This is a genomic window from Flavobacterium sp. A45, from assembly GCF_002001005.1.
Taxonomy (GTDB): domain Bacteria; phylum Bacteroidota; class Bacteroidia; order Flavobacteriales; family Flavobacteriaceae; genus Flavobacterium.
In genome coordinates, this window is record NZ_MUNX01000090.1 from 57,919 (window position 1) to 72,551 (window position 14,633).

Sequence of the window (14,633 nt, forward strand, 5' to 3'; positions counted from 1 at the left end):
TTGTTAAAAGGTCTTTTTATTTGTTCTAAAAACTATAATTCAGCCCGACACCAAATACTTCTTTGGTTTGAAAACCAGCAAAAGCATCATCATCATAAATCGCTTGAAAATTTAGATTCGCTGATAATATTTTGTTGATTTTCATTATAATATTTAAGGTATAATTGATGTCGATATTTTGCGGATCTTTCAAATAATTAGAATATAAATTTAAAAGATTTTCGGCACTTACATTTTCCATTATATTGAATTTATAATAGGCAGTAGCATTAAAACCCAATTGATACAACATACTTTTATTGGCATCCACTCCAAAATAACTGCCATCTACATATCCAGGAACGGAAGTATAACTGTTGTCCACAAAAGTAATTTTTGAGGTTAATGGCGCCAGATTTATTTTAAAATTATCAGTCTTTTTCCAATACATTCCAGGACCAAAAAGTAAATATCCGGGAGACATAAAGTTGGTGTTTTCTTCTCTTATTTCAGCACCATTGACATCTTTTGTGTAAACATAACCTTGACTGAATTGTGTTCTAAAGTTTGCCAAAAATGAATAATACCAATAGCTTTTTGTTTTTTTGGCTACAATGGAATTTATTTCAAGTTGGTCGTCGGTTTTCTTTTCAAAATTGGAATTTTGTGTTTGTAACAAACCATAAGAAGCCAGGATTCTATTTTCCCAGGTATAATCGTCTTTTTTATAATCGATTTTATAATCCAATCCTAGATTTCCAGAAAAGCTGTTTTCGCCTCCAGCAATCCAGTTGTTAAAGTTGGCTTGATTAAAAAGAAATGTAACTTTACCAATTGACTTCCAACCATTTGGGATAGTGTCATCAATGGTTTTGGCAGCATCTTCTGTTTTTTTTATTAAATCTTTTTCAGAAGATTGAGCACGAAGTAGTGTTGAAAGGGGGAGGAGACAGACTAACAGTATGATTTTTTTCATTGTAAGAGTATTAGTTCTAATACAAATATAATAAAAAGAATAAACAGCTAGAATTCAATTAGTTAAAAAAGCGTGTTATTTTTTAGCCGTTTTGTATAATGGAACAGCAGAACAAGCTTCTCCGTACATTATGCTTCTGGCGTAAGGCTGCAGGTATTGTGCCGCCAAAACATAAGCTCGCATAGGAACGGGTTTTCTGGAACAACCTTTTATAATAACGGGTTTGTTCTGATAAGTACTATAATCGATTTTTGGAAGCAACTCGTCATACAAAGCGGAGTCTAAATCTTCCATATAGCCATTTACAATTTTCTTGGCATAAGGAGCAAGATGCATAGTAACTAAAATAATGGCCCACTTTGGGATAATGGCATCGGTACCACACGAAACAGCCACATATTGATCCTGATACTGTGACCAATCTTGATTGTTGAGCTGTTCCCTAAAGTCTTTTTCTTTTAACAAAAAACCCTCAAGAAGCCATTGTGAAATATCGATTTGCACACGAGTTCCTGCCGGATAATAGTCTTCAAGATCGAAAACTTCCAGAACACTATTCGTTACTTTATTGATTATTTCTTCCATTTTTAAATAGTTAGTGGTCAGTGCTCAGTATTTTAGTGGTCAGCTACTAACTGAATACTAAAAGATTGAACACTGCCTACTTTTTATTAAAGCATTCCTAATTCTAATTTTGCTTCTTCGCTCATCAAATCTTTGCTCCATGGTGGATCAAAAGTGATTTCTACTTCAGCATCTTTTATGTGTTCTATTGATTTTACTTTTTCCTCTACTTCTCTTGGTAAACTTTCTGCCACTGGGCAGTTTGGAGAAGTAAGGGTCATTAATATTTTTACTTCATAATCGGTATTAACCATTACATCATAAATCAATCCCAATTCGTAAATATCGACTGGAATCTCCGGGTCGTAAATGGTTTTCAATTTTTTTACGATTGATTCTCCTAATTCTGCGGTGTTTATTTCTTCTGTCATAATTTTTTATTTTTAAACCATATAAGTCATATAAGGTTATTTTTTGTTAATGTTTTAGCTAGATATAAGTTCAAAAAAGTTAATCTTCGGGCATTCGATAATATTCATTAACGATGGCTTTATTGAATCAACTTAAATGCCTTATATGGTTAATTTTTTTTCTGAGCATCAAAGGCCAAAGCATACATTTTAATATTTTTTATCATCGAAACCAAACCATTGGCTCTTGTTGGCGAAAGATGTTCTTTCAAACCGATTTCATCAATAAAATCCGTATCTGCATTTAATATGTCAATTGCCTTTTGGTTCGAAAAAGCACGGATTAAAATAGCGATAATTCCTTTGGTTAAAATCGCATCACTATCTGCTGTAAAGATAATTTTATCATCGTTTTGTTCCCCTTGCAACCATACTTTGGATTGACATCCCTTGATTAAGTTATTGTCAGTTTTGAATTCCTCCTTAATTAAAGGAAGATTTTTGCCTAAATCAATAATGTATTCATAACGTTGCATCCAGTCGTCAAACATGGAGAATTCATCTATAATTTCGTTTTGTATTTCTTTTATTGTCATTCTACTTTTTTTGAAAAGGATAGTATTGTGTTTACTAAGTTCTTTATTTTTTCAGGAGGATATCCATTATCGAAAGTCTGGCTTTCATAGGTTTTTCCTTTATATGTTATTACCAAATTAGCCATAGCTGCACCATCGTGAAAACGTTTTTCGGTAGGTGCTTTCAAACTTGGAATTTCCTCCAAATCCACTTTTTGAAATTCATTTATTAAAGTATTCAATTCGGCATCAGTGAGAGAGTTTGAAACAGGTTTCCCATCTCTTGTTTTGGTAACGGAAATTGTTTTGTTTTCTATAACGGTGTTATTATATAATCCTCTTGAATTGGCGGTGTACTCAATTTTTGCTGTACTCAAATCCATATTATTTTGGCTTTGGCAGTTTTTACCAAGTATTAAAGTCAAGAACAAGAGTGATATAATTTTCATATTTTTTTATTTTAAGATAACATCATTTGTGCTTTTTTTACTGCTTCGACCAATGAGTCAATTTCTTCTTTGGTATTGTAAAAAGAAAATGAAGCTCTAATTGTTCCTGGAATACCAAAGAAATTCATAATTGGTTGAGCACAATGGTGACCCGTTCTTACAGCGATTCCCAATTTGTCAATAATGGTTCCAATGTCATACGGATGAATACCATCAATGTTAAATGAGACCACCGAAGTTTTCGTTTCAGAAGTACCAAAAATTCTCAAACCGTCAATTTCTAACAATCTCTTTGTGGCGTATTCTAATAATTCCAATTCTTGCTTCTGAATATTTTCAAAACCAATTTCATTCATATAATCGATGGCAGTTCCTAGAACAATTCCGCCAGCAATATTAGGTGTTCCCGCTTCAAATTTATGTGGTAAATCGGCATAAGTTGTTTTTTCAAAAGTTACCTCTTTAATCATTTCACCACCACCTTGATACGGAGGCAATTTATTCAACCAAGCTTCTTTTCCGTATAAAACTCCTGTTCCTGTTGGACCACACATTTTATGTCCCGAAAAAACATAGAAATCACAATCCAAAGCTTGAACATCAGGTTTTAAATGTGGTACCGCCTGTGCACCATCAATTAAAATTGCTGCTCCGACTTCATGCGCTTTATCAATCATATATTTGATAGGATTGATAGTTCCCAACGCATTAGAAATATGGTTAACAGTTACGATTTTGGTTTTTGACGAAAGTAATTTATCGTATTCACTCATTATCAATTCGCCATTTTCATTCATCGGAATGACTTTGAGTGTGGCTCCTGTTTTTTCACACAACATTTGCCAAGGGACAATATTGCTGTGGTGTTCCAATGCTGAAACCAATACTTCATCACCTGGTTTTAGAATGGAAGCAAATCCATTGGCCACTAAGTTGATGCCAAAAGTAGTCCCCGAAGTAAAAAGTACTTCGTGAAGGAATTTAGCATTGATATGATTTTGGATTTTTGCACGGGAAACTTCATAGGCATCTGTCGCCAACTGGCTCAATGTATGAACTCCTCTATGGATATTGGCATTTATTTCTTGATAATAGGTTGAAATTGCATCAATAACCACTTGCGGTTTTTGTGAAGTGGCTCCGTTATCGAAATATACTAAAGGCTTTCCGTTTACTTTTTGTGAAAGAATAGGAAAGTCGGCTCTTATTTTTTGAATATCTAACATTTCTTTATTTAGAATTTTTCTAAATACAAAAGTAATACAATTGATTTAGTTTTCTAAGCAACAATAGTTAATAATTATAAAAATAGTACGAAAGAGAAGAACATGGTTATTAAAACGATATGGAATTTAGTTGTTTGAAGTTAGTATTACTTTTTTCACTAAATTGGTGGAATTATCTTTCATTATGAAAAAGTATTTTAAAATAGGAATTTTTCTGTTTATTTTGTATTCTGTTTATTTTGGCTTTATCACATATTCTAAGCTAGAATTGATTTCAGGATTTTCGGCCAAAAGTATTGCTTCGGGTCATTTTCTGGCCAATCGTTCGCAGGAAAATATAGAAAACAATAATAATAATTTTGGTGTTATTCGTTGGGCTACCAATGAAATAAATGAATCGGAGAAATTTGCAACTGCAACTGTTTATGGTTTAAAAAGGCGGAAAGCAATTTATAGGGAAGGTTTGGGAGCTACATTAATCAGTGATGATTTTGACATATCTAAGTCTTACGAAGTTCCCAAAAGATCAAAATCAAAAAATAAATTACTGTTCCCTTATGGTGATATCGAACCCAAAGACACGGTTTTTGCCAATGTAAATTATGCTAAATTGAATCAGGCTGTTGCCAAAGCATTTGATTCTAAAGAGCATAATGACAAAAGAACCCGATCGGTTTTAGTTATTTATAAAAACAGAATTATTGCGGAGAAATATGCTGACGGTTTTACAAAAAACAGTGTCATTCTCGGTTGGTCCATGACAAAGAGTATTACGGGTACACTTTTTGGAATACTTGAAAAACAAAGAAAATTTGACATCTACAAACCTGCTCCCATTGCCGAATGGCAAAATGACAATCGAAAATACATTACGACGAATGATCTGCTTCATATGAATTCAGGTTTGGAGTGGGAAGAGAAATACGACAAGATCTGTGATGCTACCCAAATGCTTTTTCAGACTGAAGATATGTCACGATCACAATTATTAAAACCAGCCATTTTCAAACCCAACACGCATTGGAATTACTCTTCTGGCACGACTAATTTACTGTCGGGAATTTTGCGGAAGCAGTTCAAAACGCATCAGGAATATTTGGATTTTTGGTATTCGGCTTTGATTGATAAAATAGGAATGCATTCGATGATTGTCGAAACTGATATGGCCGGGAATTATGTTGGTTCGTCCTATGCTTGGGCGACGACAAGGGATTGGTCCAAATTGGGATTATTGTATTTGCATAAAGGCAATTGGAATGGCGAACAACTATTTTATGCCAGTTGGGCAAAGTATGTTTCTACGCCTACCAACGGTTCAGGTGGAGATTATGGTGCTCATTTTTGGTTAAATGCTGGAGGGTATTATCCAGATGCACCTCGAGATTTGTATTCTGCCAATGGTTTTCAGGGACAAAAAGTATTTATCATTCCGTCACAGGATTTAGTAATTGTCCGAATGGGATTGAGTGAAGATTTTGATTTTAATGGGTTGCTAAAGGGGATTGTGGGGAGCGTGAAAAAATAAGTTTAAACACGAAGGACACAAGGGGCACAAAGTTCTATAATAAACTTTGTGCCCCTTGTGTAAAACTTAGTGAACCTAGTGGTTAAAACTACAAATCAAATCCAATTTTAACGCCCAATTTATTAGCGATAATTGTGGTGATTCGTTGTTTTAATTCCGGTATTTTTATGTTTTCGATAACGGCATTTGAGAAAGCATACATCAATAATGCTTTCGCTTCCTTTTTTGGAATTCCGCGTTGTTGCATATAAAACATAGCAGTTTCGTCCAGTTGTCCAATAGTACATCCGTGAGAACATTTTACATCATCTGCAAAAATTTCCAATTGCGGTTTGGCGTTAATGGTTGCTTTGTCGCTTAACAGTATATTATTGCTTTTTTGAAAAGCGTTTGTTTTTTGGGCTTCTCTTTCCACATATACTTTTCCGTTGAAAACTCCAGTAGAACGATCAGTGAAAATTCCTTTATAATCTTGGAAACTTTCACAGTTTGGAGTCGCATGGTTTACTAATGTATAGTGATCAACGTGTTGCTTATCGCCAATAATTGTAATTCCGTTTAAGGTACTAGTCAAACGTTCTCCAAAGTGATAGAAATTCAAATTGTTTCTGGTTAAGTTTCCTCCAAAAGAGAAAGTATGAACCGAAACATGACTTTCCTGTTTTTGGGAAACATACGTATTGTCAATTAAATTGGCTTCCAGATTGTCATTTTGAATTTTGTAATAATCTACAATCGCTCTTTTTTGAGCAAAAATCTCGGTAACCGAATTGGTTAAAACTGGATTATTATTCAAGCTTTGATGACGTTCTATGATTTGCACATGTGAGTTTTCGCCAACAATAACTAAGTTTCTCGGCTGTACCAAAAGAGCAGTTTCGTTTCCAGTAGAGAAATACATGATTTCGATAGGCTTGTCAGCAACTTTGCTTTTTGGGATGTTGATATAGGCTCCTTCACTGGCGAAAGCTGTATTCAAGGAAGTCAAACTTTCGTCCTTGCTGGCAATCTTATTGAAGTAAGTATCAATAATCATTTTGTATTTTGGCTTGTTCAATGCCGATGACATTAAGCAAACGTCAATACCATCGTGTGTGGTTGAAGACAAATGAGAACTAAAAACACCGTCTACAAAAACTACTTTGTAGGTATCTATTTCGTGTAAAAAGTATTTTTTTACGTCGCTATATTGAATAGCATTATCTGTTTTTGGAAAAACGCTAAAGTCATTTTTTAAAATGGCGCTTAGCGAAGTGTATTTCCAACTTTCTTCTTTTTTGGTTGGGAAACCTTTATTTTCAAAGTTTTTTATAGCTAAAGTTCGCACGTCATGAAGTTCGGAATGAACATCAACACGTTCTTCAAAAGCCATAAAAGACGATAGTAATTTTTCTTTTAGCTCCATCTTAGTTTTCTGCTTTAATCCAATCGTATCCTTTTTCTTCCAACTCGTGTGCTAATTCTGCCCCGCCTGATTTTACAATTTTTCCGTTGTAAAGAACGTGAACAAAATCAGGAACGATATAATCTAGCAATCTTTGGTAGTGCGTAATTACTAATACTGCGTTTTTATCGCTTTTTAATTTGTTTACACCATTGGCAACGATACGAAGCGCATCAATATCTAATCCAGAATCTGTTTCGTCAAGAATAGCCAATTTTGGCTCTAACATTGCCATTTGAAAAATCTCATTACGTTTTTTCTCTCCTCCTGAAAATCCTTCATTTAGGGAACGAGATAAAAATTTTCTGTCGATTTCTAATAATTCCGATTTTTCACGAATTAATTTCAGCATTTCATTTGCTGGCATTTCTTCCTGACCTTTAGCTTTACGAGTTTCGTTAATTGCCGATCTCATAAAATTCGTTACCGAAACACCAGGAATTTCCACTGGATATTGGAAAGAAAGAAAAACTCCTTTGTGTGCTCTTTCTTCTGGAGCTAATTCGGCAAGATCTTCTCCGTCCAAAATTACTTCTCCATCAGTTACTTCGTAGTTTTCATTTCCAGCAATTACAGCTGATAAAGTACTTTTTCCAGCACCATTAGGCCCCATTATTGCGTGTACTTCTCCTGCTTTTATTTCAAGGTTAATTCCTTTTAATATTTCTTTGTCTCCAATAGAGGCGTGTAAATTTTTTATTGATAACATTTTTCGAATGTGTTTTATACTTTGTTTATTTTTATCCTACTGAACCTTCCAGTGAAATCTCCAATAATTTTTGAGCTTCTACGGCAAATTCCATTGGTAATTTATTCAATACATCTTTGCTGAATCCGTTTACGATAAGAGCAATTGCTTTTTCGGTAGGGATTCCGCGTTGGTTACAATAGAATACCTGGTCTTCACCAATTTTGCTTGTTGTTGCTTCGTGTTCTATTTTGGCCGTAGGATTTTTGCTTTCAATGTATGGGAATGTATGCGCTCCACAATTGTTACCCATTAATAAAGAGTCACATTGCGAAAAGTTTCTGGCGTTTTCGGCTCTTGCGCCAATTTGTACCAAACCTCTATAGCTGTTTTGTGATTTTCCTGCAGAAATTCCTTTAGAAATAATAGTCGATTTACTGTTTTTACCTAAATGAATCATTTTGGTTCCAGTATCGGCCTGCTGGTAATTATTGGTAACAGCAATCGAATAAAATTCTCCGATTGAGTTGTCTCCTTTTAAAATAACAGATGGATATTTCCAAGTTATCGCAGATCCTGTTTCTACTTGTGTCCAAGAGATTTTAGCATTGTTCTCACACAATCCTCTTTTGGTTACAAAATTGAAAACACCGCCTTTACCTTCTTTATTTCCTGGATACCAGTTTTGAACGGTAGAATATTTTATTTCGGCACCTTCCAAAGCAATTAATTCTACTACTGCAGCATGCAATTGGTTTTCGTCACGAGTTGGAGCTGTACATCCTTCCAAGTATGAAACATAACTGCCTTCGTCAGCAACTAATAGAGTTCTTTCGAATTGTCCTGTTCCAGCCTGATTGATTCTAAAGTAAGTCGATAGTTCCATTGGGCAGCGAACGCCTTTTGGAATATAACAGAAAGATCCGTCTGAGAATACAGCCGAATTTAAAGCCGCATAAAAGTTGTCTTTTTGAGGAACGACAGTGCCTAAATGTTTACGAACTAATTCTGGATGTTCTTTAATAGCTTCAGAAATACTCATGAAGATTATTCCTTTTTCGCCTAATGTTTTTTTGAATGTAGTAGCTACCGAAACCGAGTCAACTACAATATCCATAGCGACATTGTTCATCATTTTTTGTTCATCAACAGAGATGCCTAACTTTTTATACATTTCTAAAAGTTCAGGATCTACATCATCCAATGTTTTATTAGGATCTACAGATTTCGGAGCTGAATAATATGAAATGGCTTGAAAATCTGGTTTTATGTAATGAACATTTGCCCAGTCTGGCTCGACCATTTCCTGCCAAGCACGAAAAGCCTCAATGCGCCAGTCGGTCATCCATTGCGGTTCGTCTTTCTTTTTGGAAATAGCGCGAACAATATCTTCATTTAAACCAATAGGAAAAGTTTCAGATTCTAATTCAGTGTAGAATCCGTACTCATATTCTTTGGTCTCTAATTCGATTTTTAAATCGTCTTCGGTGTATTTTGACATAATAAGTATAATGTTATTTAACCTTTGATAAGGTTAATTTCTATAGTGAGAAAGATTCCCCACAACCGCAAGTTCTATTTGCATTTGGATTGTTAAAAACGAATCCTTTTCCGTTTAACCCTCCAGAAAATTCCAATATTGTTCCTGCTAAATAAAGGAATGATTTTTTTTCGACAGCAATAGTGATATCGTTGTCAACGAATATTTTATCGTCTTCGCCTTTTGTTTTGTCAAATTTCAAATCATAAGACAAACCAGAGCATCCACCGCTTTTCACGCCGACTCTCACGTAGTCAACGGCGGCATCAAAACCATCGTCTTTCATCAGATCGATGATTTTCTTTTTGGCAGTATCAGAAACTTGTATCATGTTTAATTACTATTAGTTTTGTGTTTTGGACATAAATCACTTAAAATGAATCTCTAAAAAGAGAACATAATTCTGTAAAGCTCTTTTATATCCTATCTTTATTTCGTCTAAATTAACTGCAAAGATACTATATAAAATGCTTTTTCCCATAACTGATAACATTTATATAACTAATGTCAAAATAGAAATTTGTTATATATGGTTAGAGTCGTGCGGTTTGATTTTACTAAATTGCAGTGTTTTTATTAATCTTAAAACATACTAATGAAACTTTATCCTATAGAAACTGGCAATTTTAAACTCGACGGTGGCGCAATGTTTGGTGTAGTACCTAAAACCATTTGGAACAAAACAAACCCAGCCGACGAAAATAATCTTATCGACATTGCTGCTCGTTGTTTGTTGATTGAAGACGGAAACCGATTGATTTTGATTGATACTGGAATGGGAAACAAACAATCTGACAAGTTTTTTGGCTATTACTCGCTTTGGGGCACGCATTCGATGGATAAATCATTGGCGCAACATGGTTTTCATCGCGATGATATTACCGATGTTTTTATGACGCATTTGCATTTTGACCACTGTGGTGGAAGTGTGCAATGGAACGCTGATAAAACAGGTTATGAACCCGCTTTTAAAAATGCTAAATTCTGGACAAACGAAAATCATTGGGAATGGGCCACAAAACCGAATGCCAGGGAAAAAGCTTCTTTTTTGTCAGAGAATATTTTGCCGATGCAGGAAAGCGGGCAGTTACATTTTATATCAAAACCCGATGGCGATTTTGCAGTTTCAAATGAATTAGGATTTGGAATTTTTTTTGTTGATGGACATACCGAAAAAATGATGATCCCACATATTCAATATCAAGATAAAACAATTGTTTTTATGGCGGATTTATTGCCAACAGCTGGGCATCTACCTTTGCCATATGTAATGGGATATGATACAAGACCTTTATTGACCATGCCTGAGAAATCTAAATTTTTGAACGCTGCTGCTGATAATAACTATTATTTGTTTTTGGAACATGATGCACATAATGAAATCATAACGGTTGAGCATACCGAGAAAGGTGTGAGGCTGAAAGAATGTTTTAGTTGTAAAGACATCTTTTGAAATTTAAAATAAAATTTTGCCAATCAAAAACCCCCATTTTCCTCCATTTTGAAAATTGGGGTTTCTGTTTTTAGTTCATTTGGGTAATTAAAATACTAAGGATTGAAAAGACACCAACACCCCACATCATTGGGGTTACTTCTTTGCTTTTTTTGGTAAAAAAAGCAAGAATAATATAACAGGCAAAACCATAAGCTATTCCATTACTGATACTATAAGTTAAGGGCATCATAATCATTGTCAAAAATGCTGGAACACCAATATGTAAATCATCAAAATTGATTCTTGATAAATGCTTGGACATATAAATACCAACAAGAACCAAAGCCGGAGCGGTTGCATAAGCAGGAACGATTCCTATAATAGGAGAAATAAATAAAGCCAAAAAGAAAAACAGTGCCACAAACACGGAACTTAAACCCGTCTTTGCTCCATTGGCAATTCCTGTTGCCGATTCTATAAACACAACAGTATTGCTTGTGCCCAAAATACCGCTGCACATAGTTGCAATACCATCGGCTTCTAATACTTTTTTGAGATGTGGCATTTTACCGTTTTTTCCAACCAAATTGGCTTCATACGAACAGGCAATTGCAGTCCCGATGGAATCAAATAAACTCACAAACAGAAAGGAGAAAATAGCTGAAGCAAAACTTAGTTTTAAGACTCCCAAAATATTTAATTGCCCAAAGATAGGAGCAATGGAAGGCGGTAACGAAAAAATGTGAGTAGGCAAATTTACATTGGGATCAAATCCAATTCCCAGACAAGTTCCAACGATGATTCCAATCAAGATAGCTCCTTTTACTTTGTAAATTTCCAAAACTACTGTTATAAATAAAGTTATTAAACCTATAATCACGGCAGGAGTAAATTTACCCAATGTGACTAAAGTTTCTGGATGGGCAACAATAAGGCCTAATTGTTTGAATCCAATAAATGCAATAAAAAAACCGACACCACAGCCCATGGCAACCTGTAAAGAAGAAGGAATGGCTTCGACGATTTTATGCCGAACACCAAAAAAAGATATTATTGTAAAAAATACTCCCGAAAGAAAAACAACACCCAAAGCATCTTGCCAAGAAACACCTTGCCCTAAAACTAAGGTAAAGGCAAACATGGCGTTTAGTCCCATTCCAGGAGCCATTGCAAAAGGAACTTTGGCCCAGATCCCGACTAATAAAGTTCCAAAAATAGCAGCAATGCAAGTAACAGAAATAAGTGCTTCTTTTGGCATACCCGTCATTGAGAGGATGTTTGGATTGACAAAAATGATGTAAGCCATAGACAAGAAAGTAACCAAACCACCTGATAATTCCTGTTTTATTGAAGTTTCACGCTCCTTTATTTTGAAATAGTCCTGTATTTTATTCATTTGGTTTTTGATTTATTAGCATTGAACCAGTGTATTGGTTTTTCTGAGGAACTCAAATTTACGATAAAAAATAAAACCCTCATTTTCAAATGAATGAAAATGAGGGTTATAATAGATTATGTTATAGAATTTAATTCGTTTTAAATTTCCAAATTTGTCCAACTGTTTCTCCGCCTTTATTGTCTTTGACAACCACTTTCCAAAAATATTCTTTGGCAGCTTCTAATGTTACCTCTTTCGTTTTTGCAGATGCATTATCTACTATTTTTACAGTAGGCGGGTTGGTCGTTCCAAAATACACATCATAAGTTAAAACATCAGTAGCATCAACATCGGCAGCATTCCATTTTAAAGTAGCAGTAGTTGTACTCAAAACAGTGTTTAAAGCTGGTTCTACTAATTCTGGAGAAAACGGTAAGTGGTTCACTACCGCATCACCAGCAGTGTAAAATTTGTATGTAGGAGAATAATCGCTCGATAATCCTTTGCTGTCGGTTGCTTTAATTCTCCAATAGTAGGCTGTATTTTTATCTAGAGCAATGGTTTGGCCAGCTGTAGACGCCTCAGTCGTTTTTACGATTTGCGCAAATGCATTGTCTTTTGCAACTTGAATTTGATAGACAATAGCGTCTTTGTTTGCATCGGTTGCTGGATTCCATTGAAAAGCAACCGTATTATCTACACATAATTTGTTGTCCGTTGGAGTAACCAATGTAGGTATTGTTGGAGCAACATTTTTAACTTCTGGAGTGGGAGTAGGTGCCGGATCGTCTCCACCTCCGCCACAAGAAATAAATAGTAATCCAACGATTGATAGGTATATAAGATTCTTCATTTTTTTAGTTTTTTAATATTTTTAGATAGTCTGGGATGTCTAACTCAATTTTGACAACATAAACGCCTGTAGGTTGATTTTCTAGAGAAAGTTGTGCTTTGCCATTTTCTACAATATAGGTTTTTACTGAAATCATTTGACCATCTAAAGTGTATAAGGCTATAATCACTTCTTTCTTTGTACTTGGCAATTCAATTTCAAAACTTCCTGAAGTTGGATTTGGATAGGCAGAAATCACTCCATCTAAACGGGCAATATCTTTAGCATAAATTCCTTCACAGGCTTTGGCCGTTTTCACTTGTAATAAACCTCCTTTTTTGGCATCTACAGTAAAGTTAGAATCAGTTGTTTCAAATTGCTCGATTCCATCTACAAAAACAGTATATGGAGCTGTTCCTTCTGTAATTTCTACAGAAACTTTATTAGCTGTAACACTCGATTTTCCAGTAATGGTGGCTCCTTTAGGAATCACTATAGTATAGCTTTGCTCAAAATTTTCACCAGGGATTGTAATGCTTACCGTATAAGTTCCTGGAGCCAAATTAACGACTTTTAGACTGTTATTGGTAAAAAGGTATGATTTACCATTTATAGAGGCTACATATGAAAATGTTTCTTGAGCAGTTATATTTATTTCTCCATTATTTGAATTACTGCAAGTTTCTCCTTTTGATTCAACATTGAAATTGTTTGAAAGAAATACTAATGGAGCTCCACAGTCTTCAGAGAATCGAGCTGTAGCATCTTTTAAATTAGACCATCTTTCTTTTGCATATACCGCATCATTTACTTGGATACATCTAAGATTTGGATTATTCTTGTAATTTGCGAGATCATAACTTATATATAATGGATTACTATTTCCGTTTTTTAAGTTAAGATATGTAAGCTTATTATTGTTACAATTTACATAAAATACAGTTTTATTATTAGAAATATCTAGACTTGTTAAGAAATTATTAAAGCAAACTATGTCCCCTAATTTTTTATTATTACTAATATCAATGGTTGTTATTTGGTTGTCATTAATTTGTAAAGTATATAAAAGAACATTTTTAGTTACATCCAGAGTTGTTAATTGATTATTAGAGCAACGTAAATATTCTAGCTTAGTGTTTGAGGTTACATCTATTTTTTTTAAAGAATTTGATTGGCATTCAAGTGTTTGGAGATTTAAATGTTTGGAGACATCAAGTGTTGTTAAATTATTTGAATTGCAACTTAATCTTGCTAGTGATAAGTTGTTTGTGAAATCAAGAGTAGAAATTGGATTATTACCACAATACAAGTCAATTAAAAATTTGTTTTTAGTAATATCTAAACTATTTAATTTATTATTATAACATCGTAAATATTGTAAGCTTGTATTTGTAGATAAATCTAATGTTGTTAGTTGGTTATTCTCACATTCTAGTTTATATAATTTTGTGTTATTTGATATGTCAATATTGGTCAAATTGTTGTTACTACACTTTATTGAAGACAGATTGCTGTTTTTTGTAACATCAAAATTTGTCAAAAGATTGTAATTACAATCTAAAGATTTTAATGCTGTATTATTTGAAATATCGATACTCAAAAACCTATTATA

The 14,633-nt window shown here is 34.2% G+C and carries 15 protein-coding genes; 2 read left to right on the forward strand and 13 right to left on the reverse strand.

From position 1 onward, the window contains the following. Window positions 1–25: 25 nt before the first annotated feature. The 6 genes from B0E44_RS11315 to B0E44_RS11340 form a co-directional block, all read right to left on the reverse strand. Window positions 26–955 carry a DUF3078 domain-containing protein gene (locus tag B0E44_RS11315; protein ID WP_077374856.1) on the reverse strand — a complete coding sequence of 310 codons (930 nt, stop codon included), beginning with the start codon at window positions 953–955 and terminating at the stop codon, window positions 26–28. Window positions 956–1,030: 75 nt separating this feature from the next. Next, complete coding sequence (locus tag B0E44_RS11320; RefSeq protein WP_077374859.1) at window positions 1,031–1,540, reverse strand: DUF2480 family protein; 510 nt, start codon at window positions 1,538–1,540, stop codon at window positions 1,031–1,033. A gap of 86 nt (window positions 1,541–1,626) precedes the next feature. Further along, window positions 1,627–1,950, reverse strand: a complete 324-nt coding sequence (locus tag B0E44_RS11325) for an SUF system Fe-S cluster assembly protein (protein ID WP_077374862.1) — start codon at window positions 1,948–1,950, stop codon at window positions 1,627–1,629. Window positions 1,951–2,099: 149 nt separating this feature from the next. Next, the gene (locus B0E44_RS11330) at window positions 2,100–2,525 is read right to left on the reverse strand and encodes a SufE family protein (RefSeq protein ID WP_077374865.1); all 426 of its coding nucleotides are present in this window, start codon (window positions 2,523–2,525) and stop codon (window positions 2,100–2,102) included. Then, on the reverse strand, window positions 2,522–2,953 hold the full coding sequence (locus B0E44_RS11335; RefSeq protein WP_077374868.1) for a hypothetical protein: 432 nt from the start codon (window positions 2,951–2,953) through the stop codon (window positions 2,522–2,524). The genes B0E44_RS11330 and B0E44_RS11335 overlap by 4 nt, the downstream gene beginning before the upstream one ends. Before the next feature lie 11 nt (window positions 2,954–2,964). After that, window positions 2,965–4,179: an aminotransferase class V-fold PLP-dependent enzyme gene (locus tag B0E44_RS11340; RefSeq protein WP_077374871.1), complete on the reverse strand. Its 1,215-nt coding sequence runs from the start codon at window positions 4,177–4,179 to the stop codon at window positions 2,965–2,967. A 184-nt stretch (window positions 4,180–4,363) separates the two neighbouring features. On the opposite strand from B0E44_RS11340, the gene B0E44_RS11345 reads away from it, so the two are divergent. Continuing rightward, window positions 4,364–5,704, forward strand: a complete 1,341-nt coding sequence (locus B0E44_RS11345) for a serine hydrolase (protein ID WP_077374874.1) — start codon at window positions 4,364–4,366, stop codon at window positions 5,702–5,704. 88 nt (window positions 5,705–5,792) lie between these two features. On the opposite strand, the gene sufD is transcribed toward B0E44_RS11345, so the two are convergent. The 4 genes from sufD to B0E44_RS11365 are packed head-to-tail and all read right to left on the reverse strand — an operon-like array spanning window position 5,793 to window position 9,707. Then, a complete protein-coding gene (sufD, locus tag B0E44_RS11350; RefSeq protein ID WP_077374877.1) occupies window positions 5,793–7,109 on the reverse strand; it encodes a Fe-S cluster assembly protein SufD in 1,317 nt (438 codons plus the stop codon). Window position 7,110: 1 nt separating this feature from the next. Beyond that, entirely contained in the window at window positions 7,111–7,857 is a 747-nt protein-coding gene (sufC, locus tag B0E44_RS11355) for a Fe-S cluster assembly ATPase SufC (RefSeq protein WP_077374880.1), read from the reverse strand. A gap of 31 nt (window positions 7,858–7,888) precedes the next feature. Continuing rightward, on the reverse strand, window positions 7,889–9,337 hold the full coding sequence (gene sufB, locus B0E44_RS11360) for a Fe-S cluster assembly protein SufB (protein ID WP_077374883.1): 1,449 nt from the start codon (window positions 9,335–9,337) through the stop codon (window positions 7,889–7,891). Window positions 9,338–9,377: 40 nt separating this feature from the next. Next, entirely contained in the window at window positions 9,378–9,707 is a 330-nt protein-coding gene (locus tag B0E44_RS11365) for an iron-sulfur cluster assembly accessory protein (RefSeq protein WP_077374886.1), read from the reverse strand. 264 nt (window positions 9,708–9,971) lie between these two features. On the opposite strand from B0E44_RS11365, the gene B0E44_RS11370 reads away from it, so the two are divergent. Further along, a complete protein-coding gene (locus tag B0E44_RS11370; protein WP_077374889.1) occupies window positions 9,972–10,829 on the forward strand; it encodes an MBL fold metallo-hydrolase in 858 nt (285 codons plus the stop codon). Between the two features lie 70 nt (window positions 10,830–10,899). Here the strand turns inward: B0E44_RS11370 and B0E44_RS11375 are convergent, their stop codons facing one another. From B0E44_RS11375 to B0E44_RS11385, 3 genes are all read right to left on the reverse strand, one after another. Continuing rightward, window positions 10,900–12,207, reverse strand: a complete 1,308-nt coding sequence (locus tag B0E44_RS11375) for an NCS2 family permease (RefSeq protein WP_077374891.1) — start codon at window positions 12,205–12,207, stop codon at window positions 10,900–10,902. A gap of 130 nt (window positions 12,208–12,337) precedes the next feature. Continuing rightward, window positions 12,338–13,042 carry a fibronectin type III domain-containing protein gene (locus B0E44_RS11380; RefSeq protein ID WP_077374894.1) on the reverse strand — a complete coding sequence of 235 codons (705 nt, stop codon included), beginning with the start codon at window positions 13,040–13,042 and terminating at the stop codon, window positions 12,338–12,340. Window positions 13,043–13,046: 4 nt separating this feature from the next. Beyond that, window positions 13,047–14,633, reverse strand: a 1,587-nt coding sequence (locus tag B0E44_RS11385; RefSeq protein ID WP_124019318.1) for a T9SS type A sorting domain-containing protein, incomplete at its 5' end; no start/stop codon positions are given.

Coding starts and splice junctions, on each gene's coding strand:
- B0E44_RS11335 (WP_077374868.1), bottom strand. CDS start 2,953: ATGAAAATTATATCACTCTTGTTCTTGACTTTAATACTTGGTAAAAAC.
- B0E44_RS11380 (WP_077374894.1), bottom strand. CDS start 13,042: ATGAAGAATCTTATATACCTATCAATCGTTGGATTACTATTTATTTCT.
- B0E44_RS11370 (WP_077374889.1), top strand. CDS start 9,972: ATGAAACTTTATCCTATAGAAACTGGCAATTTTAAACTCGACGGTGGC.
- B0E44_RS11375 (WP_077374891.1), bottom strand. CDS start 12,207: ATGAATAAAATACAGGACTATTTCAAAATAAAGGAGCGTGAAACTTCA.
- sufB (WP_077374883.1), bottom strand. CDS start 9,337: ATGTCAAAATACACCGAAGACGATTTAAAAATCGAATTAGAGACCAAA.
- B0E44_RS11315 (WP_077374856.1), bottom strand. CDS start 955: ATGAAAAAAATCATACTGTTAGTCTGTCTCCTCCCCCTTTCAACACTA.
- B0E44_RS11325 (WP_077374862.1), bottom strand. CDS start 1,950: ATGACAGAAGAAATAAACACCGCAGAATTAGGAGAATCAATCGTAAAA.
- B0E44_RS11345 (WP_077374874.1), top strand. CDS start 4,364: ATGAAAAAGTATTTTAAAATAGGAATTTTTCTGTTTATTTTGTATTCT.
- sufC (WP_077374880.1), bottom strand. CDS start 7,857: ATGTTATCAATAAAAAATTTACACGCCTCTATTGGAGACAAAGAAATA.
- sufD (WP_077374877.1), bottom strand. CDS start 7,109: ATGGAGCTAAAAGAAAAATTACTATCGTCTTTTATGGCTTTTGAAGAA.
- B0E44_RS11320 (WP_077374859.1), bottom strand. CDS start 1,540: ATGGAAGAAATAATCAATAAAGTAACGAATAGTGTTCTGGAAGTTTTC.
- B0E44_RS11340 (WP_077374871.1), bottom strand. CDS start 4,179: ATGTTAGATATTCAAAAAATAAGAGCCGACTTTCCTATTCTTTCACAA.
- B0E44_RS11365 (WP_077374886.1), bottom strand. CDS start 9,707: ATGATACAAGTTTCTGATACTGCCAAAAAGAAAATCATCGATCTGATG.
- B0E44_RS11330 (WP_077374865.1), bottom strand. CDS start 2,525: ATGACAATAAAAGAAATACAAAACGAAATTATAGATGAATTCTCCATG.